Annotated in this window: 18 protein-coding genes; 1 reads left to right on the plus strand and 17 read right to left on the minus strand. The window is 47.4% G+C overall.

From position 1 onward, the window contains the following. On the plus strand, positions 1 to 242 hold a 242-nt coding region (locus DXD02_RS15650), incomplete at its 5' end, for a hypothetical protein (protein ID WP_207665682.1). Positions 243 to 461: 219 nt separating this feature from the next. On the opposite strand, the gene DXD02_RS12075 is transcribed toward DXD02_RS15650, so the two are convergent. The 17 genes from DXD02_RS12075 to DXD02_RS12165 all read right to left on the minus strand — a co-directional run bounded on the left by DXD02_RS12075 (position 462) and on the right by DXD02_RS12165 (position 24816). Next, the gene (locus tag DXD02_RS12075; RefSeq protein ID WP_118666898.1) at positions 462 to 2729 is read right to left on the minus strand and encodes a hypothetical protein; all 2268 of its coding nucleotides are present in this window, start codon (positions 2727 to 2729) and stop codon (positions 462 to 464) included. 212 nt (positions 2730 to 2941) lie between these two features. Continuing rightward, complete coding sequence (locus DXD02_RS12080) at positions 2942 to 4582, minus strand: TIM barrel protein (RefSeq protein ID WP_158580143.1); 1641 nt, start codon at positions 4580 to 4582, stop codon at positions 2942 to 2944. A 206-nt stretch (positions 4583 to 4788) separates the two neighbouring features. Further along, entirely contained in the window at positions 4789 to 4962 is a 174-nt protein-coding gene (locus DXD02_RS12085; RefSeq protein ID WP_022461670.1) for a DUF4250 domain-containing protein, read from the minus strand. Beyond that, positions 4959 to 7565 carry an ATP-dependent chaperone ClpB gene (clpB, locus tag DXD02_RS12090; RefSeq protein ID WP_055220290.1) on the minus strand — a complete coding sequence of 869 codons (2607 nt, stop codon included), beginning with the start codon at positions 7563 to 7565 and terminating at the stop codon, positions 4959 to 4961. The genes DXD02_RS12085 and clpB overlap by 4 nt, the downstream gene beginning before the upstream one ends. Before the next feature lie 191 nt (positions 7566 to 7756). Beyond that, positions 7757 to 8839 carry a hypothetical protein gene (locus tag DXD02_RS12100; protein ID WP_117814360.1) on the minus strand — a complete coding sequence of 361 codons (1083 nt, stop codon included), beginning with the start codon at positions 8837 to 8839 and terminating at the stop codon, positions 7757 to 7759. Between the two features lie 172 nt (positions 8840 to 9011). Beyond that, entirely contained in the window at positions 9012 to 9956 is a 945-nt protein-coding gene (locus tag DXD02_RS12105) for a CobW family GTP-binding protein (RefSeq protein WP_118666901.1), read from the minus strand. 32 nt (positions 9957 to 9988) lie between these two features. Continuing rightward, the gene (locus DXD02_RS12110; protein WP_118666902.1) at positions 9989 to 11050 is read right to left on the minus strand and encodes an NAD(P)-dependent alcohol dehydrogenase; all 1062 of its coding nucleotides are present in this window, start codon (positions 11048 to 11050) and stop codon (positions 9989 to 9991) included. Positions 11051 to 11193: 143 nt separating this feature from the next. After that, entirely contained in the window at positions 11194 to 11880 is a 687-nt protein-coding gene (gene deoC, locus DXD02_RS12115) for a deoxyribose-phosphate aldolase (RefSeq protein WP_055220244.1), read from the minus strand. Beyond that, positions 11877 to 12596 (minus strand): GntR family transcriptional regulator, encoded by a 720-nt coding sequence (locus tag DXD02_RS12120; RefSeq protein ID WP_055220242.1) that lies wholly within the window; start codon positions 12594 to 12596, stop codon positions 11877 to 11879. Before DXD02_RS12120 ends, deoC begins: the two co-directional genes overlap by 4 nt. 275 nt (positions 12597 to 12871) lie before the next feature. Beyond that, positions 12872 to 13573, minus strand: coding sequence for a hypothetical protein (locus DXD02_RS12125; protein WP_199691644.1), 702 nt, complete (start codon positions 13571 to 13573; stop codon positions 12872 to 12874). 240 nt (positions 13574 to 13813) lie between these two features. Continuing rightward, on the minus strand, positions 13814 to 15178 hold the full coding sequence (locus DXD02_RS12130; RefSeq protein ID WP_118666903.1) for a C40 family peptidase: 1365 nt from the start codon (positions 15176 to 15178) through the stop codon (positions 13814 to 13816). Between the two features lie 197 nt (positions 15179 to 15375). Beyond that, positions 15376 to 16446, minus strand: a complete 1071-nt coding sequence (locus DXD02_RS12135) for a BMP family ABC transporter substrate-binding protein (RefSeq protein WP_147399056.1) — start codon at positions 16444 to 16446, stop codon at positions 15376 to 15378. 165 nt (positions 16447 to 16611) lie between these two features. Further along, positions 16612 to 19356, minus strand: a complete 2745-nt coding sequence (locus tag DXD02_RS12140; RefSeq protein WP_118666905.1) for a hypothetical protein — start codon at positions 19354 to 19356, stop codon at positions 16612 to 16614. Positions 19357 to 19543: 187 nt separating this feature from the next. After that, the gene (locus DXD02_RS12145; protein WP_055267749.1) at positions 19544 to 21229 is read right to left on the minus strand and encodes a formate--tetrahydrofolate ligase; all 1686 of its coding nucleotides are present in this window, start codon (positions 21227 to 21229) and stop codon (positions 19544 to 19546) included. A gap of 238 nt (positions 21230 to 21467) precedes the next feature. Beyond that, positions 21468 to 22976, minus strand: a complete 1509-nt coding sequence (locus DXD02_RS12155) for a carboxylesterase/lipase family protein (protein ID WP_055267694.1) — start codon at positions 22974 to 22976, stop codon at positions 21468 to 21470. 11 nt (positions 22977 to 22987) lie between these two features. Beyond that, entirely contained in the window at positions 22988 to 23881 is an 894-nt protein-coding gene (locus DXD02_RS12160) for a carbohydrate ABC transporter permease (RefSeq protein ID WP_117801541.1), read from the minus strand. A gap of 11 nt (positions 23882 to 23892) precedes the next feature. Beyond that, positions 23893 to 24816: an ABC transporter permease gene (locus DXD02_RS12165; protein ID WP_055267750.1), complete on the minus strand. Its 924-nt coding sequence runs from the start codon at positions 24814 to 24816 to the stop codon at positions 23893 to 23895. Positions 24817 to 24928 lie beyond the last annotated feature (112 nt).

The raw sequence follows: 24928 nt of genomic DNA on the forward strand, positions 1-24928 counted from the left end.
TTAATTATCAAGGATCTCTGCTGTTCCGACTCGGATCAGCTCGTTTATTTTATCACAGAACTTTTCGTTTGTCAAGAACTTTTTTAATTTATTTTTTTGAAGCTCTTTCGAACTTCTTTGCTGTTCTCTCGATCAGCAACTCGTTTATTTTATCAAACTCATTTGCTTTTGTCAAGAACTTTTTTCAGATTTTTTTTGAAGCAGTTTTTGCAACCCGCGGCAGCCACCCGGCTCCGAACTAGGTTTTTCTGTTTCAAAAGAACTCATTCACTGTAGCTCTCGCTGACAGCTTAGTTATAATAACACCGCCAAAAGCAAAAGTCAACACCTTTTTTCGAATTTTCTTATTTTTAGAAAAATATAGTTAATTCTGCATATTTTGTATTTTATCTGACTATTTACAATCTACTTCGAAACCACCAAAAGAAAAGGCGCCTTCCGGCGCCTTTCCCTTTCAACTCTTATTTCTCACGTTTGCGATAAACAACTGCTCCGACCACTGCTGCTGCAGAAACGCCGAGCAGGATCACCCACAGCATCACCTGTGTGCGGTCTCCCGTGTCCGGACTCTTTGTTGCTTTCTTCAGATAGAATACGGTATCCGCCTGGCCCTTGCTTGAAACGATCGAAATCGTATGCTTGCCTTCTGCCAGACTCTTTGTATACTCGGCCTTCAGCGTAACCTGCGTATTCTCTTTTCCAGCCGTCACATAATTCTTCGCATCAATCTCTTTCTGGTCGATGAGAACCTTTTTAAGATCCTTTGCTTCAAAATCTGCGGTGAAGGAAAGCTCCTTGCCCTGCATACCTGACTGATTGACTCCTTTGGTAATCTTCGGAAGATTCTGCGCAGTCATCGGTTTCTGTTTCAGGCCGGCAATCGCTTTTTCCAGCGCTGCCGCATAACCATCCACCGTCTTCTGCTCCGTGATATTCTTTCCGCGTACAATCGCTGCTTTTGCATCATTGACTGCTTTTACGCTCTCGTCCGTGTATTTCTTCAGATCGTTTGGAATCTTCTTCACTGCGGCATCTACTTTGCTGTAGTCCGCATCTTTATACGTAAGGCCGGCAATCGCTGCCTCGATCTTTTTTGCGTAACCGTCTACGCTCTCCTGCTCTGTGACCGGCCGCTCGGTTACGACGCTGTTCTTTGCATCTTCCAGTGCTTTTACAGACGCATCGGTATACAGACTGAGGTCCGCCGGAATCTTTTTGATGGCTTCCTCTACTTTGGAATAATCTGCTTTCCGAACCTGCAGTCCTGCCAGTGCATTTTCAATTGCTGCTGCCCAGCCGTCTACTTCTGCCTGATCCAGAATGGTTTTTCCGCTTTCTACGCTGTTGATCGCTGTCTGAAGCGGCTGAATGCTTTCTTCCGTATAAATACTCAGATCATTCGAAACTTTGGCAAGAGCCGCGTCTACGGTGCTGTAGTCCGCCGGTTTCAGGGTCAGTCCGTCAAGAGCTGCTTTCAGGTTTTCTGCAAACTGATCGACTTCCTCCTGTCTGCTGTCATCCAGATCCCATACAATGGCTTCTTTTGCCACATTCAGTGCTTTTACACTCTTTTCGGTATAAATGGATAAGTCTTTCGGAATCTTTCCCAGGAGTTCTTCCACTCCCTGATAATCTGCTGGAACCGGTTTGCGTACCAGTGCTGCAATTGCATTCTCCAGTGCTTCCGCATAAGCATCAACTGCCTGCTGCTCTTCTACCGTTTTGGTGCGGTCGATGGATGCGATGACTGCATTCAGTGCTTCCACGCTTTCTTCCGTATAGATAGAAAGATCTCCCGGAACTTTGGCAAGTACTGCATCAACTTCTGTGTAATCTGCGCCAAGAAGCGTCAGTGCGTTTACTGCTGTCTGAATGGCTGCCGCATAACCATTTACGGTTTCCTGTTCAGCTGATGGCAGGTTCTCTTTTACCGCATCTTTTGCTTTCTGAACAGCTGCCGCGCTTTCTTCTGTATACCGGCCCATGTCCTCCGGGATCAGCGCCAGCGCTTCTGTTACTTTGGTGTAATCTGCGGCTTTTACAATCACAGTGAATTCCTGTGTGAAGTCAACGCCGGTTTTCTTTCCGTCTTTGATTGTCGCCAGAAGTTTTACGGTTCCGGCATTCGTTACTTTCAGGTTTGTGCCGTCTAAAACAGCACCTGTCATTCCGGCATCCGTGATTTCCCATGTGATCTGTTTCTGATCTGCATTTTCTGGAACTGCTTTGCCCGTCAGTGCGGTGATTCCCGGGATTTCTTTCGGTATGCCCTGGATTTCTGTTACAGCTACGTACTCATAGGTTCTTATCTGGATTTCAATGGCATCTTTTGTTTCCGTTTCTGCGATCTTTGTTACAATCCAGCTTCCGTTCCAGCTGTCTGCCTTTTTAAGCAGATAATCTGCCGGAGCCTTTTTGGCCTTTTCCGTAAGATCCTTCAGATTCCAGGAAGCCGCCGCTGCGATCACAGCCTCTTTTTCTGTTTTTATTCTTTCTTTGTCATCTTTCTTTTCATCCAGATTTGTTTTTTCTGAAAGTATTCGGATTTCTCTGTTCTCTGCATCATTTTTAATCTCCGTATCTTTGCCGAGAACGTCGCCTGCTTTCAGCGAAAGCTCTCCGAACTTCCACGTTTTGGCTTCCTCTTTTGCGAATGCCATGGTTGGGAACATCGTCACGATCAGAAGCATGGACAGTACAAACGAAAGCATTTTTTTCGTTTTCTTCATAACACAAATCCTCCTTTCCTTTTGATTGTTTTGCAGCCGCCAGGGGCCGCAGTTTCTCTTGTTACTTTCATTATACGTGTGTCAGAAAAAGAGTCAACGGGCCGTAAAAATTCGTAAGAATTCTTGTGCATTTCCGCTAAAATACTTTCAACGTTTTTTCACAATACTTCCATGAATTTTTACGGCCCGTCAGATTTTCTTAAGATATTCCTTTATTTGTGATGAAGCACATATTTCACATACGCAATTCTGCGGCTGTCCGGTGCCCAGGAGTTGACGTTGATACTGCCCTGGCCGCCGAAAAGATCCAGCACTTTTTTCTTATTCTGTCCGTCATAATCCATCATTCCAAGCGATACATACATGTTCGGCAGATGCTCATTCGGTTCCAGCTCACCTTTAGCGAAGGTCAGGTAAATGACGTGTTTTCCATCCGGCGAAACGTGGCCGAACCAGTTGTTGGCATCGAAATCGGTCATCTGGGTGAGACCGCTGCCGTCACGGTTCATCCGCCATACCTGCATCAGACCGCTTCTGGTGCTGTTGAACCAGATGTGCTTTCCGTCCGGTGAATACTCCGGACCGTCGTTGTAGCCTTTGCCGTCCGTCAGGCAGGTTTCCTCGCCGCCGTCTGATGGAATCGTACAGATCTCAATGCGCATAGTCTCCTCCTCCGGCTTTTTGCGGAAGGCACAGTACGCAAGCTCTTTTCCGTCCGGCGACCAGCCGTGCAGATAGCTGAGACCCGGTCCGGTGAGGTCTTTTGGTTCACCGCCTGTCATCGGGAGCACGTAGATGTGGGATTCATACGTTCCATCTGTGAGTTCCGGCGGCATGCAGCTTACCGCCAGCAGCTGGTTGTCCGGTGACGGAACGTGGTCATTGTTGCACTGCACGCAGAAACCGGTATCAACCTGCTCCACATGGTCTTTGTCGATCTCATAGCGGTAGATTTTTCCATCCGCATTATAAAGCAGGGTGTTTCCATCGTTCAGCCAGTTCGGTGCCTCGATGATTCCCGGAAACTCATGCAGCACGGTTTCTTCTCCGGTCTCCACATCCATCGTGCAGAGAATGCTGTCGGTGTTGTCTCTGTCCCCTGTCCATCCGGAGAGCATTTTTCCGGCGCGGCAGGTATCCTCCAGTGTTGCCGCATCCATATCCACAATCTGCAGTGCACCGTTTGCGCGGGCGAACTGGAAGCAGGCTTTCAGATCAACCATGCCTTTTCCAAGCGGCGCTTCCTGGCCGGTGATTTTCATATCTTTATAATGAACGGCTTTGACTCGGTCCGCATGCGCCCAGAGGAACTCTTCCGGGTCGACGCCGCCGCAGTACATCCAGCCGGCATCTACTTCTGCTCCGACTTTTTCACCGCAGGCTTCCAGGAGATATTCGTACGCTGTTTTTCCATTCACGCGGATACAGATATCTTCTTTTTCGTTGTGGATCAGAAGACCTGCTCCGGCTTTTTCCAGTTCTTCTGCCAGTTCGCGGTATCTTGCAGCGGTTTCATCCAGAACATCTTTTGTCAGGCGTTCCGGGCTCTTTACGACAAACCAGGAAATATGGTATTTCTGCGCCAGTTCTGTAAGAATGGCAAGTTCTCTTTCATAGTGGTATTCATCCAGGAAAATGTGGACCGTATGAACCTCAATGTGGTATTTCGCAAGCAGCGGCATTGCCTGCTCCAGATCCTCCGGGATCCAGAAACCGTAGTCCCTGGCATCAACACGGAATCCGAGACACGGCTCGATCTGGCGGTAGCCTGCCTCATAGATTTTCTTTAAAAATCCTTCGGGATCCTGTTTCCATTCTTTGGATACCCCATACATTTGTACACCAAAATACATATTTGTTTCCTCCTTCTCCAGATCCGCTGTTTCCCCATTTTCAGCGGATTTTCTTTTCCTCCATTTTACCACATTTCTTCTATTATAGATATGATTTTTCCTGTCAGTTATAAGAAACACGCTTTGCGTAAAAAAGGCGCCCCGTATGTGTTTTTTCCACATACGGAACGCCTTTTTCCGCCATTTTTTTCAGGGCCTGGTTATTCTTATACAAACTGGTTCGTTTTCTCATCGTACTCATAGTCGATGAGCGCCAGTTTTTCCCGCAGATCGGATTCCTCTGTCTGCATGGCCGCGCAGAATTCTGCGAGCGACGGGTAAAAATCTCTTAACTGCGTATTGACATAGCTCAGCAGCATTACGGGATCTTTCGGCATCATTCGTCTACTACCTCCACACCTGGTTTGATCATTGCCTTCAGGCCGCCGTTTTCCACATCCAGAAGGATCGTATCGCCCTCGCTGACCTGACCGCCAAGGATCAGTTTTGCGGTGCTGGTTTCTACCTCTTTCTGTACGAAACGTTTCAATGGACGGGCGCCGTAAACAGGGTCGTAGCCGCCCTCGATGACAAACTGTTTTGCAGCCGGGCTCAGTTCGACGGTAAGCTCCTGGTCTGCCAGACGTTTGTTCAGTCCTTTCAGCAACAGATCTACGATATGACCAATGTTGTCTTTTGTCAATGGTTTGAACATAATTGTTTCATCCAGACGGTTCAGGAACTCCGGACGGAAGTGTGCACGCAGATCCTGCATGACCAGGTTTCTCGCCTCTTCGGAGATGCTGCCGTCGTCCTGAATGCCGTCCAGCAGATACTGGGATCCGATATTGGAGGTCATGATCAGGATCGTATTTTTAAAGTCTACGGTACGGCCCTGGGAGTCGGTGATACGGCCGTCATCGAGTACCTGCAGCAGAACGTTGAAGACGTCCGGATGCGCTTTCTCGATCTCATCGAACAGAACAACAGAATATGGTTTTCTGCGCACTGCCTCGGTCAGCTGGCCGCCCTCCTCGTAGCCTACATATCCCGGAGGCGCTCCGATCAGACGGGAGACGGAGTATTTCTCCATGTATTCACTCATATCGATTCGAACCATGTTGTTCTCATCATCAAACAGCTTTTCTGCCAACGTTTTCGCAAGCTCTGTTTTACCGACACCGGTAGGTCCAAGGAACAGGAACGAACCGATCGGTTTTGTCGGATCCTTGATTCCGGCTTTGGAACGGATGATCGCATCCGAAACCTTGGTGACTGCTTCATTCTGGCCGATAACTCTCGTGTGAAGTTCATCTTCCAGGCCGAGGATCTTAGTTCTCTCGCCTTCGGTCAGTTTTGCAACCGGGATTCCAGTCCAGCGGGAGACAATTCTGGCAATCTCTTCATCCGTTACACTCTCGTGTACCAGGGAGAGATCTTCATTTTTAACTTTTTTCTCTTCTGCTTCCAGCATCTGCTGTAATTTCGGGAGTTCACCGTACTGCAGTTCAGCGGCGCGGTTCAGATCGTAATCATTCTTTGCTTTCTGGATCTGGCGGTTCATGTCCTCGATCTGCTCACGCAGTTTGGACAGTTTCTCAACGGAACTCTTTTCATTTTCCCACTGTGCCTTTGCAGAATTGAAGGTATCCTTTAACTCAGCCAGCTCTTTCTGCAGTGTTTCCAGACGCTCGCGGCTCAGATTGTCGGTCTCTTTTTTCAGTGCGGCTTCCTCGATCTGCATCTGCAGAATCTTACGGCGCTGCTCATCCAGCTCGGCCGGCATGGAATCCAGTTCTGTCTTGATCAGAGCGCATGCCTCGTCGACCAGGTCGATTGCTTTATCCGGCAGGAAACGATCGCTGATGTAACGGTTCGAAAGGGTTGCGGCTGCAACGAGGGCACCGTCGGTGATTTTTACGCCGTGGTAAACTTCGTAGCGCTCTTTTAAGCCACGCAGGATGGAAATCGTATCCTCTACGGTCGGCTCATCAACCTGAACCGGCTGGAAACGGCGCTCCAGGGCGGCATCTTTTTCGATGTACTGGCGGTACTCATCCAGCGTTGTGGCACCGATGCAGTGCAGTTCGCCTCGTGCCAGCATAGGTTTCAGCATGTTTCCGGCATCCATCGCGCCGTCGGTCTTTCCGGCGCCGACGATCAGGTGCAGCTCATCGATGAACAGAATGATTTTTCCGTCGCTCTTTCTGACTTCCTCCAGAACGGCTTTCAGACGCTCCTCGAATTCGCCGCGGTATTTTGCTCCGGCTACCAGGGCTCCCATATCTAGGGAGAAAATGGTTTTATCTTTCAGGCTCTCCGGTACATCGCCGTTGGCGATTCGCTGGGCCAGGCCTTCTACGACTGCGGTTTTACCAACACCAGGCTCACCGATCAGAACCGGATTGTTTTTTGTCTTACGGGACAGGATACGGACAACGTTCCGAATTTCGGTATCACGGCCGATAACCGGGTCCATTTTCTGGTTTCTGGCTTTTTCTACGATATCCTGTCCATATTTTTCCAGGGTGTCGTATGTTGCCTCCGGGTTGTCGGTGGTAACCCTCTGGTTTCCGCGCACGGTGCTTAATGCCTGCAGGAAACGTTCTCTTGTGATGCCGTACTCCTGAAACAGTTTTTTCATGGACGGGCTTGGGTTTTTCAGCATTGCCAGGAAGAGGTGTTCTACGGAAACATACTCGTCTCCCATGGCTTTCGCCTCATCCTCAGCATTTATCAGTGCTTTATTCAGATACTGACCGATATACGGCTGACCGCCGGATACTTTGACGCGGTCGTTCAGCGCCGTCTCGACACGGTTCAGAAAATGATCTTTGTTGATTTCCATCTTTTCGATCATTTTCAGAATCAGGCTGTCGTCCTGATGCAGGAGGTTATACAACAGATGCTCCTGCTCTATTTCCTGGTTGCCGAAATCGTATGCGGTCTTTTCCAGGTCCTGTACAGCCTGCAGCGATTTTTGTGTGAATTTACTGATATTCATAATCGGCTTCCTCCTTATCTATTTGGGTGCTAACATTCGCTCCGAACAAAAAGAGCGTTGATGTGAATTTTCTTTTCTTTCTTTGTTCTAGTCGTACTATAACACTAGTTGTTAGCACTGTCAATAGGAGAGTGCTAATTTTTTTATTTTTTTCCCGACGCTCCTTTTCTCCCTCCCCCCCTAAAAGATTTTTATTCATCGCCGTACACAGCAATAAAATGAATCAGTGCCTCTGTTTCGGAACTGGCATACTTTTTGGCAGATGCTTCCAGCGGCTGTGATTGATATGCTTCAAACGAATCGCCCTCGTCGCGTCCAGATATGTAGCGATTATCATTTAGTTTCCACTTCCTCATTTCTTCAAAATAAGCAGTATTCGCCATTTCCGAATTCCAGTCCATTCGCTCCAGCAGATAATACTCCATTCCATGATAACATTCTTCGCAAATTCCCGTAAAAAATTCTTCTGCTGTCTGAGATGTTAAATGCTCTGGAGCATACCATATTTCGTTCTCTTCGTTATTATATAATGCAACGCAATTCGATGATCCTGTCTCTTTCACATACAGCGGAATTTCGGGAATTCCAAGTCGTTCTGTTTCAAGCCGTACCATCTTCTGTGCTGCAATTGTTCTTTCTTCCAGTGTTTTTTGCCTCCATTCGCTCTCCTTTAAGCTCAGCAGAAATTCTTTATTTTCCTGAAAAATGTTCTCCTGATTCTGGACGAGATTATAGTCCTTTTTTCGTTCGTAAAGTTCTGCCACTCCGGACGGAGACTCAAGCTTCCAATATATCATCATACAAGTCGGTACCATACTCACGCATACTGAAACAAACAGAAATGCGTTTAAGTCACTTCTTTTTAATCTCCAGAATTTTTTCGGAGAATATTTTCGTTTTTTTCTATGTAAATCTCTTAAAACCGTAACAAGAAATATCCCATCCAGCACTGCAAGAAACAACACAATTTTCAGTGAATATTGGGCAAACAAAAACAGCATCAGTATGCTCGGCGGAAATGCATAGAATAAAACTTCATTTGCAGTTCCATCTGCGCAGTAGCTTCGAATGGGTGAGGCCAGCCACAAAATCAGGCACAGCGCATAGGCAAAAAGCATTGTCCCCGACGAAATATGGACGGAACATTCTGTAATATATACCTCAACCTGTTTCACATACATCACATACAAGATACAGATCGGATATAAAATCGAGCTTTTGCTCAACCAGTATGCCGCTGATTTTCTTTCCCGTCTTCTTTTCTGTTCCTCCATATCAGATCCCCCCTGATTTTTCTTTTGTTTTATTTGGAATACTTGTATGTTTATTTTAGCGTAATTTTTCGTTTTTGCCTATCCTTCGTTTTTCAATTGAATCTTTCTGTAAAAACCAAAATTGCGAAACCCTGTTTTGGCAGGACTCCGCAATCTCTTTTTCCTATTTACTTTATGATACATGACGGGCAGCATATTTCATTTTCTGGTTTCCGGCGCATTTCTTAAAATACTGCCGGATCGCATCTTCGTTCATATCGTTTCCGATAAACACAGCCTGGCCGGCGTTTTTCTGTTCTGTGCCGGTGATGCTGTAGCGGTGATCGGCGACATCAAATTGGAGAAACTGGTCTCCGGCTGCGAACTGTCCTTTTGCACGGATGATATTTCCAAACGCTCCGCGAATGATCTGTTCCAGAAAACACCACAGGGTTTCCGGTGCCTCCATTCGGATATTTTCGAAGGAGAAGGTCTCCGGCATCTTTTCGCCGCTCTGCGTATCCTGTACTTCTTTCTCATATCGGCCGCCCAGCAGCAGGCTCTGGTAATCTTCCCATGTCATCGTGGATGCATAATCCGTGATGATTTTTGCCTGCGGGTTAATTTCCTGCAGAAATTTCTGGATGCGCTGTTTTTCTTCCGCCTGGCATGCTTCTGTTTTGGAAACAATGATCGTATCCGCGCTTCGGATCTGATCCTGATACAGCTCGGGATATTCCGCCATATAGCGGCGGTAACTGTAAACATCCACAATAGTGACCGGCGAGAGAAGCTGAATTCTCTCGTACTCGATCTGACGCAGATTTTCTATAATCCGGGCGAGACTTCCGACGCCTGTCGGTTCTACGATCAGGTATTCCGGGTCTACCACATTGGCAATGGTCAGCACGGATGCTGCAAAATCCTTTTTCCCGATGCAGCAGATGCACTGCTCTGTCATTTCCCATACATTTTTCTGCGTTCCCTGCCGGTTCTGGTCAAGACGTGCGCCGTCGATTCCTGCGGCTCCATATTCATTTTCCAGTATGGCAAACCGCTGATCGACGTTCCTGGCCAGCCGTTTGATAAATGTTGTTTTTCCCGCGCCCAAAAAGCCGGATACGATCAATATTTTCATACGTTTCCTTTTTCAGTCAAATTTTCAAATCATCAGTCAGCCAATTTAACGACTGGTTTGATTAAATCCTTCGGTTTATCTCTCATCAGGAACAGTGCTTCTTCCAGATGATCCCATCCATCAAACACATGTGTGGACAGCGGGCTGACATCCAGCTTGCCTGCCGAAACAAGAGCTCCCAGTTTTTCCATGCGGAGTCTTCCGCCAGGCATCAGGCCTCCGTTAATCTGTTTGTGACCCATTCCAACGCCCCACTCTACACGCGGAATATCAATGTTGTCACCGGATCCAAGATAGTTTACATTTCCGATCTTTCCGCCCGGTTTCAGACATTTTACTGCTTCTGCAAAGGTTTCTACACCACCGCCGGCGATGACTACTTTATCAACACCTTTTCCATCTGTCATATCAAGTACCTGCTGGAAAATCGGTCCGTTCTTGTAGCTGACAAAATCCGTTGCGCCGTATTTTTTTGCCGCTTCTACGCAGACCGGTCTCGTTCCGACAGCAATGATTCTCGATGCGCCGCGCATATTCGTTCCGGCTACCGACATCAGACCAACTGGTCCGATTCCGATGACAAGAACTGTATCACCAAACTGTACATCGGCAAGCTCTACGCCGTGGAATCCGGTCGGCACCATATCGGAAAGCATGCACGCGTCGACAACATTGATGTTTTTCGGAAGCAGCGCAAGGTTTCCATCGGCATCATTTACATGAAAGAATTCAGAAAAGACACCATCTTTGAAGTTGGAGAATTTCCAGCCTGCCAGCATTCCGCCGGAGTGCATGGAATAACCAGCCTGTGCTTCCAGAGAATTCCAGTCCGGAGTGATGGCCGGCACAAGAACCCGGTCTCCTGGTTTGAAATCTTTTACGAGCTCTCCGACTTCCACAACCTCTGCACAGCACTCATGGCCCAGAATCATGTTATGACGGTCACCGATGGCCCCTTCCCATAAAGTGTGGATATCTGATGTGCAGATGGCAACTGCCAGTGGACGGCAAATGGCATCCATCGGCCCGCATTTCGGGCGTTCTTTCTCGATCCATCCGGATTCACCGATTTTCAGCATTGCATAACCTTTCATATCTTTTGCTCTCCTTTCAGATTGTTAATGATTTATCGATTCCTATGATTCGAATATATCACTAATAGGTTACTAATTCAACAGAAAAGTCACGGAATATCGTAGAATATTCCGTGACTTTTTTATAGCTTTTGCACAATAGATTACTTATAGATACTTTTTATCAAATTCTGTACCGACCGCATTCCCATACCGAAACGGCTACAGCCGGCTTTCTGCATTTCCTGTATAGTTTCCAGACTGCGGATTCCACCGGCGGCCTTGATCTGAATGCGACCGGCGGCTTCACGGCTCATGATTCTAACCTGCTCCACGGTGGAAGGACAGCCGGGATACCATCCGGTGCTCGTCTTTACATAATCCGCACGGCCTTCCACACACAGATCCACTGCCTGGCAGATTTCCTGCTCCGTCAGCTGCGGTGCCTCGATGATCACCTTAAAAATCGCCGAAGGCACCTGCTCCCGGATGGCCAGAAGTTCTTCTTTTACATAAGAAAATTCGTGGCTTCTGAATGCCGTAAGATTCATCACCATGTCGATTTCCCGGCAGCCAGCCTCCCACAGTTCTTTTGCCTGCCGCTTCTTCTGTCCGGTCGTATCTCCGCCGCCCGGAAAGCTTACCACGCCTCCCGCATGGATTTCTCTGGTGTCCTGCAGCCGTTCTGCCACATGGGCGCTGAACGCCGGCAAGGTAAACACAGCAGCCAGACGATATTTCTTTGCCAGCTCCACCATCGCATCAATTTCATCCATTGTATGAAATGCCTGTACACAGCTGATATCAATCTGCCGCATCAGTTTCTTCTGTTCTTCTGTCTCATCGCTCATTTACTCCGTCCTTTTCCCGAAATCTCCACCTCGTACTTGCTTCCGATGATCCGCACGTGGTCAATGCTCACCGGCCGGTTCTGCCAGTAGGTGACTCTGTGCACCACAAGAAGCGCATCCTTCGGCTCCGTTTTCAGAACCTGGGCTTCCATAAAGGTCGCGGATTTCGCTGAAATTCTGTCTCGTGTCTCATCAATCTGCAAGCCGAATTTCTCCTCCAGAAACTGATACAGCGCTACAAACTGATTCTCATACGCCTCGATGCCAGGGACTTTCGCATATTCGATATAATTTTCCATCAGCGTAACAGGCTCTTCATCCGCAAGCTGCAGCCGCTGAATCCTCGCCACGCTGGTTCCCTCCGGAATTTCCAGTTCATCGGCGAGCTGTTTGTCCGCCGAAATGATGTCGATCATCATATCTGACGTCGTTACCCGATATCCTTTTTTCATCAGGGATTCCGTGACCGATGTGACCTTGTTATAATTCTGAATTGCCTTATGATTCAGCACCCTCGTTCCAGAACCCTGGCGAACCTCAACCAGTCCCTCCTGCACCAGCATCTTTACTGCATTCCGTACCGTAGTACGGCTGACCTGATAGATTTTCTCCAGTTCACACTCCTTCGGCAGAAATCCCCCGACAGGATATGTTCCCTTATTGATCTCGTTTTTCAGTCTGCTGTAAACCTTCACATAAGCCGGTGCATTTTTCATCTTCTTCCCCTCCCGTGAAATATCAATATCCGCTTTTTGATCCTTTTTGCAGTATACCATATTTTGACGGCACAATCGAGTCCCAAAGAAGAGTTCCTGTTTTCTGCTTTGTCACCGACACATACTCTGCCAGACGCATGTCATTTCTTTATGACTCACATCTGCTCTGCATGAATCTTCTTTTTTCTGCTGTCTGCGAAATACTTCCATTCTCCAGAAGCAAATCTCTCTTTCTGCGGTGTAAATTTTTGTTACAAATTTTTTATTGTTCTTTTCTATTTTTTCGTATCAAACCGCATCACCGCCATGTGCACCACGTACGGCACCAAGATGACCGGGATTGCCAGGTATGCCAGGATGCTGTACACCTTCTGGATCAGCGTCAGCAGACCAAACTGTGCGATAAGGAAGTCCGCGATGCAGCAGACAAGCGCGGCAAGGATCTGGGTGCGGCCGATTTTGCCTGCGGTTTCTGTTCTGCTGCTTCGTTCAGCGAGACCGGCGTGGATTCGTTTGACCATGGCGGCAACCATGTTGACGGCTGTGGATACGGCACCGAGGATGATCAGTACGGAAATCAGCGGTGTCATGAATTTACTGCCGACGCCCTGCTGAACCATAAATAATGTCGGGACGCTCTGCTGGATCATTTCCGGGTTCTGGTATACGGTCATGATTCCGAGGACGACCATGATCATCAGAAGGGCATTTAATACGGCACCGACTGCCATGCTCTTTCCGGCATCCTGCGGTTTTTCGAAGGATTTGGCATGCTGGACGAAGACTGCGACATTGGCAAGCTGGAAGGTTCCGTAGAGGAATGCGGCGTACAGGGCTTTGCCGAATGGGAGGTCTGCGGTTTTCATGGCGTTTACAGTATCGCCGATCTTTCCGGCTCCGGCGATGATGTTCGGGACGTAGACGATCAGCAGACCGGCGATAATGCAGATGGACAGCACTGACGCTACTTTCCGCACCAGATCCGTTCCGAATACCGAAACGACGAAAATAATTTTCCAGTTTCATAACGATTCTCCCTTCTTCCTAACAAGCAAAAGGGCATACTGACCTTCTGTTGGTCAATACGCCCTTGTATCTCCGATGTGCTTTAGTATATCACAGTTTTAACGCGAATGCACTCAATTTTAAGCAAAACGCAAAAGATCCCGGGATTTTTCTCTCCCGGGATCTGAAAATTCTTACTATGTAATTCTTTTTTAAACCACACGTCTTACCGCAAGAATCGTGGTATACGCTGCGTTGCTGCTGATCTTGATACCGTCGCGCTCATTGCTTGCGTGTACGATTGCACCGCCGCCGATGTAGATGGCTACGTGGCCGCTGTAGCAGATAATATCGCCCGGCTGAGCCTCTGCATAAGATACACCGCGTCCTACACCACGCAGTGCACTGGAGGAATGCGGAAGGTCGTATCCGAAGTGTGCGTAAACGCTCATGATAAAACCAGAGCAGTCAGCTCCGTTGGTAAGGCTTGTGCCGCCCCATACGTATGGATTTCCAATAAACTGTGTTGCATAGGATACGATGGCACTTCCGGTTGCGCTTCCGGTGCTGCTGGAGCTGCTGGAGCTGCTGGAATCATCCGAGCTGCTGGTATCGCTGGACGAAGAATCATCGTAAGAGCTTCCTCCGTTAGACGGTGTTGTTGTCGTGGTGGAGCTTCCTGTGCTGGACGGTGTGTTGTCTGCCGTTGTTGTATTATTTGCAGCACTGCTTGCGGCTGCTTCTGCTGCTGCCTGTCTTGCTGCTTCTGCCTGGCGGGCTGCCTCGGCTGCTTCTGCTGCCTGACGGGCCTCTTCGGCTTTTCTTGCTGCCTCTTCGGCTGCAATCTCCTCCTGGATCTGCTGGATCTTTGCGTTCTGCTCTGCCAGTACTGCGTTGTACTGTGCAGCCATGTCGTTCAGGTCTGCGATCTGGTTTTCGTAGTCATCGGAAACGGCTTTTTTCTGCTCAAGCATTGCCTCAAGGGACTGCTGCTGTGCTTCCTGCTCTGCCTCACTGGCTTCGAGATCTGCTTTTTCATCTGCAAGCTGATTGCTGTAGTCTGTTACCTGCTGTACAAGATCCATGTACTCCTGCAGGCACTCTCTGTCGTATTTGTATAATTTCTGGGTGTACTCAGCCTGGTTGAGAATGCTGCTTAAATCTTTTCCCTCCAGAAGAAGTGCTGCCCAGCCGTTGTCTCCGCCGCTCTCATAGAGGAACTGGATTCGTTTTTTCATCAGCTCGTACTGCTCGTCCTCTTCAGCCTGGGACTGTGCCAGTTTTTCCTGTGTTGTTTCAATTTCTGTCTGTTTCTCTGCAATTTCATTTTTCAGATTTTCCACGGATGCCATGGTTACGACAAGCTGTGCGTCCAGGTCATCAATCTCGCCGGTAATCTGATTCTTTTTGGTTTCCAGATCGTCGATTTCTGCTTTTGCGTTGTCAAGCTGTGCGCTGGTCTCTGCCTGTGCTGCCTGCTGCTGCTGTAACTGCTCCTGTTTCGAGGCGCTTACTGTCATTACCTGAGCTGCACTTACGATCACTGCTAAACTTAAGGCAAGAAATTTTTTTCTCATTCTTTCACTCCCAAATTGATTCGTTGTATGTAGGTTTCTTTGTTTCAGGTTTCCCTGTTTCTTAGAAATTCAATTATTCTGTAACAATTTTGAAATATTTTTCCCAATTCTTTTACATAATATCACAATTCACAAATGGATGCAAGGAAAAATATCCCGACTTTTTGTAAACAATTCGTGAACAGTAACGATACATGTTATTTTACCTTCTGTACACTCACACAACTCAATTTGTATTGATCCGGCGAGGAAAGCGCATCGCCGTCAGGGATTGAAAAGTCCTCTGCGGAGAATTTCGCACAGAGTGCCCGGTACTGATCCTCTGTAAAGTACGGCACCGCATCCTGATTCCATTCCAGACTGATTTCCTGATCGGTCACGCCGCGCGTTACAATTTTCCCGCCTTCAAAATCCTTTTGTTTCATTTCTTTTAACGCATTGTAAACTGCAGTTCCATAATCCAAACGTACTTTCAACACGGCATTGGCGTACTCCTCCACGCCGCCGTTTGCGATCAGTGCTCCGCCTGCCGCAGATGCTGCTGCGCCAAGTACATTCTGATACGATGCACCGTCCGAGAAGAGAATCTGTCCGCCCTCACCATACCAGCTTTTGATTTTTTCCAAATACGACGGTGATACGCTGCTGCTTTTCCGATACGTATAATCCAGCGTGATGCTGTTTTCTCCAAGTCCCAGATCCGCAGCGGCCGCCTCTGCACCGAGTGCATAACCTGTCCCGTACTTTGTTCCGTTCTCTTCGTTTTTCTGTCCGATATAGCCCAGGTGCGTGTAGCCGGCCTGTACTGCCGCATATCCTGCCAGGTAGCCGGCCTCTGATACATCAATTTCCAGGCTTTCTGTATTTCCGCGGAGACGGCTGCGGCCGCTCTCACTGACCGGTTCTGCCTCCAGCAGCAGAAAACGGACATCCTTCCAGTCGCGCTGTGCATCGTAAACGGCGCGGCTCATGCTCGTTCCGGCACAGACGATAACGGATGCTCCCTTCTGCGCCGCCTCTTTGATGGTGTTTTCATAGTCCTCTGTTGTCCGTCCTGCCGGAACACTTGCTTCATATTTCAGACCGCTCTCGTCTCCATACTGCGCAAGACCGTTCCATGCTGACTGATACACGGCATCGGAAGCTACCTCACTGCCGTCGGTTACCAGCACCAGATCCACTGGTTCCGCCTTTTCTTTTCCGCAGCCGCCCAGCAGCAGCAACGACACTACGCCAAGACAGAGCGCCCATTTCCAGCTCTTTCGCATGTTTACTCCCCTTGTATTTTTATTTTCCAGATTTTTTCTTTTGTATTTCTGATCTGCGTCTTTCACGCACCTTCTAGTATAGACAATTCCAGCGCAAAAAGAAAGAGAGAATACACGAACTACAAAGTTTTTTTGTATTCTCTCTTATTTTTTATAGAAGATATTTTACTGGAACAGATCGTTCAGGATTTCTGCCGGTTTCTTCCTGCGGTAGCCTTCCCTGTCACTTAAGATACTGCTGCTCCAGGTGAAATGATTCACACCGGTCAGATAGGACCGGTCAAGAACTTTTACACCATACCGCTCATACGCAACCGGATAATACATTTTCATGTATTCATTTGCCAGCTCAATAGCTTCACTGTTAATGCTTCCTGTTGAAGAAACGGTTCCGCCAAGCTGAATATACGGCGGTGTCGCATGAATGACAACCACGCTGCCGTCCGAGCACTGGCCAATGACAATCCAGACATGACCGCTCTTGCTGACCACATCACCCGGCGTAAATTTCTGGGACGTATCGCCTGTCACGCAGGTTCCCCAGCCTTTTCTTGCAAAGTAGGCCGGCATTCCAGTGGAGGTTGTCGTTGCATACTCTTTCGTCACCTGATGTGCGGTCCATCCGACATAGCCGGAACAGTCAAGACCTTTTCCGTACTCATACAGATGATCGGAATAGTTGTAGGTGGAATTCTGTGTATTGAAGAATTGTTTCCACTGCGCATTGACGCCGTAACTCTCTGCCTCTGCGTCTGTGTGGCCGCCTCCCCAGATATACAGGGTGTTTCCAAGCGGAAGCAGTGCATTTTTCAGAAAGTTCCGTACGGTGCGGACACCGATCTGCGCGGACGGTTCAAATCCGTCCGGACTCTGTACCAGCTTGCCGTCCTCATCGAACACATACGTTTTTCCGTCGATCACCTGTTTTCCGGTTATCATGCCGCCCCAGTTTCGGAAATAGTATGTATTTCCGCCAATCGACTGCCAGCCGATTGCCATTTTCGAGTCAGATCCAAGGTAATAGAGGTTATTATCATAGGTAATAAACGCATTCTTGTACATGCCGCCCCAGCTTCTCGGATAATAATAGTTATAATCCCAGTATACCCAGCCGCTTGTCGCCATAACGCCGTTTTTGTCTACATAATAATAGTTTCCGTCGTACTGAAACAGCTCGTCATCTCTTCTGGTTCCATTGGCGTTGATCCAGTAATGCGTTCCGTCCAGAAGCAGCCAGCCCGTATGGCTTGTGCCGTCCTCATCGAAATAATACGTTTTTCCGCCGTTCTGCACCCAGCCGGTGGCAAATGTTCCATCTGAATTGGCATAGTATGTTTTACCGCCGATGGTAAATGTCTGATCATGGTACAGACCGCCCCAGCTCTGGAATGCGTATTTTGTTCCGCCGATGGTATGAATTCCGGTGTACATGCCGCCCCAGCTTCGGAAATAGTAGCGGTTTTTGTCGTAGGTGATCCATTCAGACGATGCCATCGTACCGTCTTCTTTCATCCAGTACCAGTTGTTGTCATATTTCACCCAGCCGGTCTGAAGCGACGTATCCTTGTTGATCCAGTAATACGTTCCGTTGGTCAGATACCAGCCCTCTTTTGTAATCTGCTCGCCGTCTTCCAGAAAATAGTATTTCTTTCCATTGATATCGCAGACACCTGTATAGAAGGTTCCGTCATCCTTTGCCCAGTATTTCTTTCCCTGCCAGGTAAAAGATTCGTTATGGTAAACGCCGCCCCAGCTGTGGAAATAATATCTTGCTCCGTCAACCTCTTTCATTCCGGTGTACATCACACCGTCACCATCAAAATAGTATCGGTTGTTGTCATACGTGATCCATTCAGATGCAGCACGTGTGCCGTCCGCTTTCAGCCAGTACCATTTGCCTTCCAGCTTCAGCCAGCCGGTCTGAACAGAACCATCCTGATTGATCCAGTAAGTCTGATCTCCCAGCTGAACCCAGCCGGTCTGGCTGGCATGATAGATCGATCCGTCATTCTGCGCTATGTAGGTTTTCCCTTTTACGGTAAAGAAGGTGTTTCGATATACACCACCCCAGCTCTGGAAATAATACTCGTTTCCTCCGATGCTCTGGAAACCGTTTTTATAAATGCCGCCCCAGCTCCGGAAGTAATACAGATTGTTGTTGATTTCTTTCCAGCCGGATGCCATCATGACACCATTATCATCAAACCAGTACCAGTTATCATCGTACAGCAGCCAGCCGGTCTGCAGGATGCCGTCTTCTCTTACCCAATAATATGATGTGCCTTTTTTCAGCCAGCCTTTTTGTGTGATCTGCGCTCCCGTAGTATCATCAAATGCGCAGAGATCACCATGTCCATTCATTGTTCTGACTATTCCACGGGCAACGATACCATTTTCCTGTACATAATACATTTTTCCGCTGATGCTGAGATACACATTTCTCTGAATGCCGCCCCAGCTCTGGAAATAATAAAGGTTTCCATCTACTTCCTGAAAACCATTTTTATAGATTGCTCCGTCTCCCTTGGCATAATAAAAATTATTATCGTATGTGAACCAGCTGTTTTCTGCCATGCGGCCGTTCCGGTCCGGATCCAGCCAGTACCAGTTTCCATTCCGGTAAAGCCATCCTGTTTTCAGCTGTCCGTTCTCATAAAAATACCAGCCGCTGTCGCCTGCCTTAACCCAGCCATTCTGACTGGCCCGCACAGCAGCACCGCTGTCCTGTGAAGCCTGTGTCTGCGTTTCACTCTGTATCCCGCTCTGCTGATCCTCTGTCTCCACAGACTGGTCCATCACCGTGCTGCTCCCCACAGCACTCGCGGAAACAGTCGTCGGATGTACGCTGAGCATCAGCACCATAAAAAGTGTACCGCCCAGAAGACTTCTCAATTTTTTCTTCGATGTCATTGGCAAGTAACTCCCTTACTATATTATATCTGCTTTTCTCTCCATGTTACCATTAGAAATTATATTATCTTTTGTAATATTTTGCAATAAAAACGTAAAAAAAGAGACATTCACGAAGGAATGTCTCTTTTTTTCTGTGTTTTATTTCATGCTTTATTCTGTCTTTTCAAGACGATATCCTGTGTTATTAGAACAGTCCTGTAATCTTTCCAGTAGCGTCTACATCGATACGCTCTGCTGCCGGAACTTTCGGCAGACCTGGCATGGTCATGATGTCACCGGTCAGGGCTACGATGAAGCCTGCACCTGCGGAGATTTTCAGGTTACGTACGGTAACTTCGAATCCGGTCGGTGCACCGAGTTTGGTCTGATCGTCGGTCAGGCTGTACTGGGTTTTTGCCATACAGATCGGGCAGTTGCCAAATCCGAGAGCCTCTAACTGTTTTGCCTGTTTCTGTGCATTTGCGGTCAGAACCACTCTGCTTCCGCCGTAGATCTTCTGAACGATGGCGTTCAGTTTCTCTTCGATGGAGCCTTCCAGATCGTATGCATAGGTGAAATCGTTCGGCTGCTCGCAGAGACGGACAACTTCTTCTGCCAGGGCTACGCCGCCCTCGCCGCCTTTTGCCCATACCTCGGACAGAACAACGTTAACACCGAGCTCTTTGCATTTCTCCTCAACCAGCTTCAGCTCTGCTTCGGTATCGGTCGGGAATGCATTGATGGCAACGACACATGGCAGTTTGTATACGTTTGTGATGTTGCTTACGTGTTTCAGAAGGTTCGGCATACCTTTCTCCAGAGCTTCCAGGTTCTCGCCGTTCAGTTCTGCTTTCGGAACGCCGCCGTTGTATTTCAGGGCACGAACGGTTGCTACGACTACAACTGCGTTCGGTTTCAGGCCTGCCATACGGCATTTGATGTCGAGGAATTTCTCAGCACCAAGGTCAGCACCGAAGCCTGCCTCTGTGATAGTGTAATCTGCTAATTTCAGGCACATTTTGGTTGCTGTTACAGAGTTGCAGCCATGTGCGATGTTTGCGAATGGTCCGCCGTGAACAATGGCCGGTGTTCCTTCCAGAGTCTGTACCAGGTTTGGTTTCAGAGCGTCTTTTAAGAGTGCTGCCATAGCGCCTTCTGCGTGCAGATCGCCTGCGGTTACCGGTTTCTGCTCAGCTACTTTTCCGTAGGTATATCCGATAATGATTCTGGAAAGTCTTTCTTTCAGATCTGAGATGTCGCTTGCCAGACACAGAACTGCCATGATCTCAGATGCTACGGTGATATCGTAGCCGTCTTCTCTTGGCATTCCGTTTGTCTTTCCGCCAAGGCCGTCTACAACGCTTCGAAGCTGACGGTCATTCATATCTACGCATCGTTTCCAGGTGATCTTTCTCGGATCGATATTCAGAGCGTTGCCCTGGAAAATGTGGTTGTCGATCATAGCTGCCAGCAGGTTGTTTGCTGCGCCGATTGCATGGAAGTCACCGGTGAAGTGAAGGTTGATATCCTCCATCGGAACAACCTGTGCGTATCCGCCGCCTGCTGCTCCGCCCTTTACGCCGAATACCGGTCCAAGGGATGGCTCACGAAGTGCAACCATTGCTTTTTTGCCGATTTTGGAAAGTCCGTCTACCAGTCCTACGGATGTTGTTGTTTTTCCTTCTCCTGCCGGTGTCGGGTTGATCGCTGTAACAAGGATCAGTTTTCCATCCTCCGCATCGGTGTCTTTTAACAGGTTGTAATCAATTTTTGCTTTGTACTTTCCGTACTGCTCCAGATATTTGTCATCAATACCTGCTTTTTCTGCGATCGCTGTGATCGGCTGCATGGTACATTCCTGTGCAATTTCAATGTCTGATTTGTAACCCATTGTTTTCAAATCCCCTTTCTTTTTTCCGCTTTGTCCGCCGATTGATAGTCATATTTTACCATGTTTTGTAAGATGATTCAATTGATAATTATTTATTTCACAATCTTTATACGTTTTGTACCAAAAAATGCAGAAAATTCCGCCAAAAGGCGGAGCGGAGAATTTTTCCCTGGAATTTGTCTTTTTATGTAGAAAAGGAACCTGCTTTTTCTGCCCAGGTTCCTTTTCTTTCAGCCTTTTATGCATGTTCCAGCATAATTTCTTTTAAATACCGCTGTACTTCCAGTTCTTTGATTTCTTTGCATTCTGTCTTTTCCGAAAATACCATGTTCTGAGGATTCTCCGGCTGATATGGCTTCCATTCCGGTACACCCTCTCCATTTGGATTTTTCTGTTTTGCAAAATTCGCCCAGCTTTTTGTCATAACTCTGGAAATATCATAATCCGTTCCCGTCATTGGACGCCAGCAGCGTGCAACAGTTCCAAATACATACCACAGCTCGGAGGAATGGAAGGATCCTGCCTCGTTCCCTGGAAGATCGTGGTCAAACAGATACAGATAGCACGGTTTATGATCATGTCTGATATTCAGCTCACACAATACTCTGTTTTTTACCATCCAGGAATGGCTTTCCTGAATCGCGCGCATAATGTCTTCTTTTTTCTCTACCTGCAGCAGTTCCAGGTATTTTTCCGCTGCAGGTCCCATCATCTGACGCTGCTGTTCTTTCCAGACTTCCGGGTCTTCCGGTACGCCGAATACCAGAGTCCATTCCCCGGCGGTGTTTCCAATCATCATCGGCAGATCCGGGTAATTTCCCTGATAATAACTGTCGGATACTGCCTCATCCAGCAGATAATGATCGATCACCGTTCCCATCGGATATTTCATAAATCCCTTCATCATAACTGCCATTAGCTCATCTGCACTCTTGCCGCGCAGTTCGTCTATGGAATGGCATCCTGCATCTTTCATAAATTCAGCGCCCTGTTTTTCTGCTGTTTCCATCGGTTTCTGCCCCATGCCTGGATCCGGCCAGTTGATATCCGCACAGCTCATAATAATACTTCCGGCAATATCTCCTCTGGTAAGCGGTGACACAAGCATTGTCTGCACACTGAATGCACCCGCAGACTGTCCAAAAATTGTAATATTATCCGGATCTCCGCCAAACGCACCAATGTTTTTTCTTACCCATTTGAGTGCGGCAATCTGGTCAAGATGACCATAGTTTCCAGAAACACCATGCTCACTTTCTTTTGCCAGATCCTCGTGGCAGAGGAATCCAAGAACGCCCAGACGATAATTAAACGTTACCAGAATCACGCCTTCTTTGCAAAAAGCTTCTCCGTCAAACTCCGGTTCAAATCCATATCCACCTGTGAGTCCGCCGCCATGTACCCAGAACAGAACCGGCAGTTTTTTCTCCTCCTTCACTTCCGGCGTCCAGATGTTCAGGTACAGACAGTCTTCACTCATATCTTCTGCGGACTGGAAAAATTCATCACCATACAAACTGCCTTTCGGGTGGCGCATCTGCGGCGCAATCGGTCCGAAATGATCTGCATGATAAACGCCTTCCCACTTTTCTGTTTCCTGCGGCTCTCTCCAGCGGAGCTCTCCAACTGGGGCTTTTGCATAAGGAATCCCTTTAAATACCGTATACTGTGGAATATTTCCCGGAATCCCCTCAATTTCTCCTTTTTCTGTTTTCGCAATTCGATTGACTTTTTCGTAAAATTCCATGATCTTCCTCCTTAGCCTTTGATTGATCCTACCATAACACCCTTTTTAAAATACTTCATAACAAACGGATAAAAACATAAAATTGGAACAGATGCCACCATAATGGTGCAGTATTTTATAATTTGCTTATAAGAATCCGCAAGTCCTGCAAGTTCTCCTGAAGATGCGGATGTTGCCGAACTTGTATCGTTTCGGATCAGTACTTCCCGCAGAATCAGCTGCAGTGGATATTTGTCCCGGTCTGTCAGGAAAATGGATGCATTGAACCAGGAATTCCAGTTTGCAACTACATAGTACAGCGTTACTGTTGCAAGCGTTGCTTTTATCAATGGAAGAACAATCTTAAAAAGTACAGCAATTGGTCCTGCCCCATCCAGACGCGCAGATTCTTCCAGTTCTTTCGGAAGCGTTGCCATTGCCGTTCTGACCAGAATAAGGTTAAATGCGCTGACACACGTCGGAAGAATAACCGCAAGGCGGGTATTGTACATTCCAAGGCTTCTTACTACCATATAGAACGTGATAATTCCTCCGCTGAACATCATGGTAAAGGAAATAATCAGCATCAGTGCATTCGACCAGAGCAGATCGCTTTTCGAAAGCGGATACGCTCCCAATACAGTAATCAGCATTCCAAGTGCTGTCGATGCAAACACATAAAAAAGAGTATTTCCATAGCTTCCCATCAACTGTCTTGTCTGAAATACCAGCTTATATCCCTCCAGCGTAAAACCATGTGATTTTAAAATCAATCCGCTCTGGTTCATGACCCAGTTGGGATCAGAAACCGATGCAAACGCCACATGAAGAATCGGCAGCAAACATACAACTGCAAGAAAAATTAGAACCAGATAGTCAAATACAATAAATATTTTTCGCGCCAGAGACGTTTTTGTTTTTTTCATGTTTTTTCCTCCTAAAACAGACTTGTTTCCGAGTACTTCCGGCTGATAACATTTGCACTTACAAGCATAATGAAGTTAATCACAGAGTTGAACAGACTGACAGCCGTACTGTATCCATAGTTAAACTCTTCCAGACCTTTTCGGTAAACAAAACTGGAAATAATATCTGCGGTTTCATAAACCTGAGGGTTATATAAAAGAATGGTCTTCTCATATCCAACCGACATGATGGAACCGATTCGCAGAATCAACATAATAATAATGGTGGAGGAAATTCCAGGCAGTGTTACATGCAGTGTCTGTTTCCAGCGGTTTGCTCCGTCAATTTTTGCTGCCTCATACAGTTCCTGATCCACGCCGGAAAGTGCTGCTACATAAATAATACTTCCAAAGCCAAGTCCCTGCCATAAATCCGAAACAATGTACAAAGGACGCCAGCACGCCGGATCGGATAACAGATTTACCTGTTTTCCACTAAAAAAGGTAACGATCTGCGACAGGACACCTGTACTTTTGGTAAAGTCTACAATGATACCTGCCAGAACGACCATGGAAATAAAATACGGCATATAGGTAATCATCTGTACACCTTTTTTGAAAATGGAATCCTTCAGTTCATTCAGAAGCAGCGCAAAAATGATCGTGAGCGGAAACTCAATGATCAGCTGCAACATACTCAGCACAACCGTATTCCGAATGACACGCCACGCAAATACCGATTGAAAAAAGTCTTTAAAATTTTCCAGACCTACCCATTGGCTTCTGAGAATTCCAAGTTTTGGCTTGTAATTTTCAAATGCCATCAGGATGCCTCCCATTGGAAGATATGCAAATACGATAAAAAATGCAATCAACGGAACCGCCATAAGATACAGCAGTTTGTTTTTCTTCCAGTCTTTTACGATTTCCTTCCTTGTAAATTTTTTTGTTTTCATATGTGCTCCTTTCTTCCCGCCGGACTTATCATTAATCTGATTGTATCGTCTTCCCTGCCGGTTCGAAAGAACCACTTTTTGTGGCTTCCCTCCTTTTTCTGCTGCTTTTTTA

This window comes from Blautia sp. TF10-30, assembly GCF_003481245.1.
In the GTDB taxonomy this organism is placed as follows: domain Bacteria; phylum Bacillota; class Clostridia; order Lachnospirales; family Lachnospiraceae; genus Fusicatenibacter; species Fusicatenibacter saccharivorans.

Coding starts and splice junctions, on each gene's coding strand:
- DXD02_RS12100 (WP_117814360.1), bottom strand. CDS start 8,839: ATGGAGGAACAGAAAAGAAGACGGGAAAGAAAATCAGCGGCATACTGG.
- DXD02_RS12130 (WP_118666903.1), bottom strand. CDS start 15,178: ATGAGAAAAAAATTTCTTGCCTTAAGTTTAGCAGTGATCGTAAGTGCA.
- DXD02_RS12155 (WP_055267694.1), bottom strand. CDS start 22,976: ATGGAATTTTACGAAAAAGTCAATCGAATTGCGAAAACAGAAAAAGGA.
- DXD02_RS12085 (WP_022461670.1), bottom strand. CDS start 4,962: ATGATGCCGAAAGATCCCGTAATGCTGCTGAGCTATGTCAATACGCAG.
- DXD02_RS12120 (WP_055220242.1), bottom strand. CDS start 12,596: ATGAAAAATGCACCGGCTTATGTGAAGGTTTACAGCAGACTGAAAAAC.
- DXD02_RS12080 (WP_158580143.1), bottom strand. CDS start 4,582: ATGTATTTTGGTGTACAAATGTATGGGGTATCCAAAGAATGGAAACAG.
- DXD02_RS12145 (WP_055267749.1), bottom strand. CDS start 21,229: ATGGGTTACAAATCAGACATTGAAATTGCACAGGAATGTACCATGCAG.
- DXD02_RS12110 (WP_118666902.1), bottom strand. CDS start 11,050: ATGAAAGGTTATGCAATGCTGAAAATCGGTGAATCCGGATGGATCGAG.
- DXD02_RS12105 (WP_118666901.1), bottom strand. CDS start 9,956: ATGAAAATATTGATCGTATCCGGCTTTTTGGGCGCGGGAAAAACAACA.
- DXD02_RS12075 (WP_118666898.1), bottom strand. CDS start 2,729: ATGAAGAAAACGAAAAAAATGCTTTCGTTTGTACTGTCCATGCTTCTG.
- deoC (WP_055220244.1), bottom strand. CDS start 11,880: ATGAGCGATGAGACAGAAGAACAGAAGAAACTGATGCGGCAGATTGAT.
- DXD02_RS12135 (WP_147399056.1), bottom strand. CDS start 16,446: ATGCGAAAGAGCTGGAAATGGGCGCTCTGTCTTGGCGTAGTGTCGTTG.
- clpB (WP_055220290.1), bottom strand. CDS start 7,565: ATGAATATCAGTAAATTCACACAAAAATCGCTGCAGGCTGTACAGGAC.
- DXD02_RS12165 (WP_055267750.1), bottom strand. CDS start 24,816: ATGAAAACAAAAAAATTTACAAGGAAGGAAATCGTAAAAGACTGGAAG.
- DXD02_RS12160 (WP_117801541.1), bottom strand. CDS start 23,881: ATGAAAAAAACAAAAACGTCTCTGGCGCGAAAAATATTTATTGTATTT.
- DXD02_RS12140 (WP_118666905.1), bottom strand. CDS start 19,356: ATGACATCGAAGAAAAAATTGAGAAGTCTTCTGGGCGGTACACTTTTT.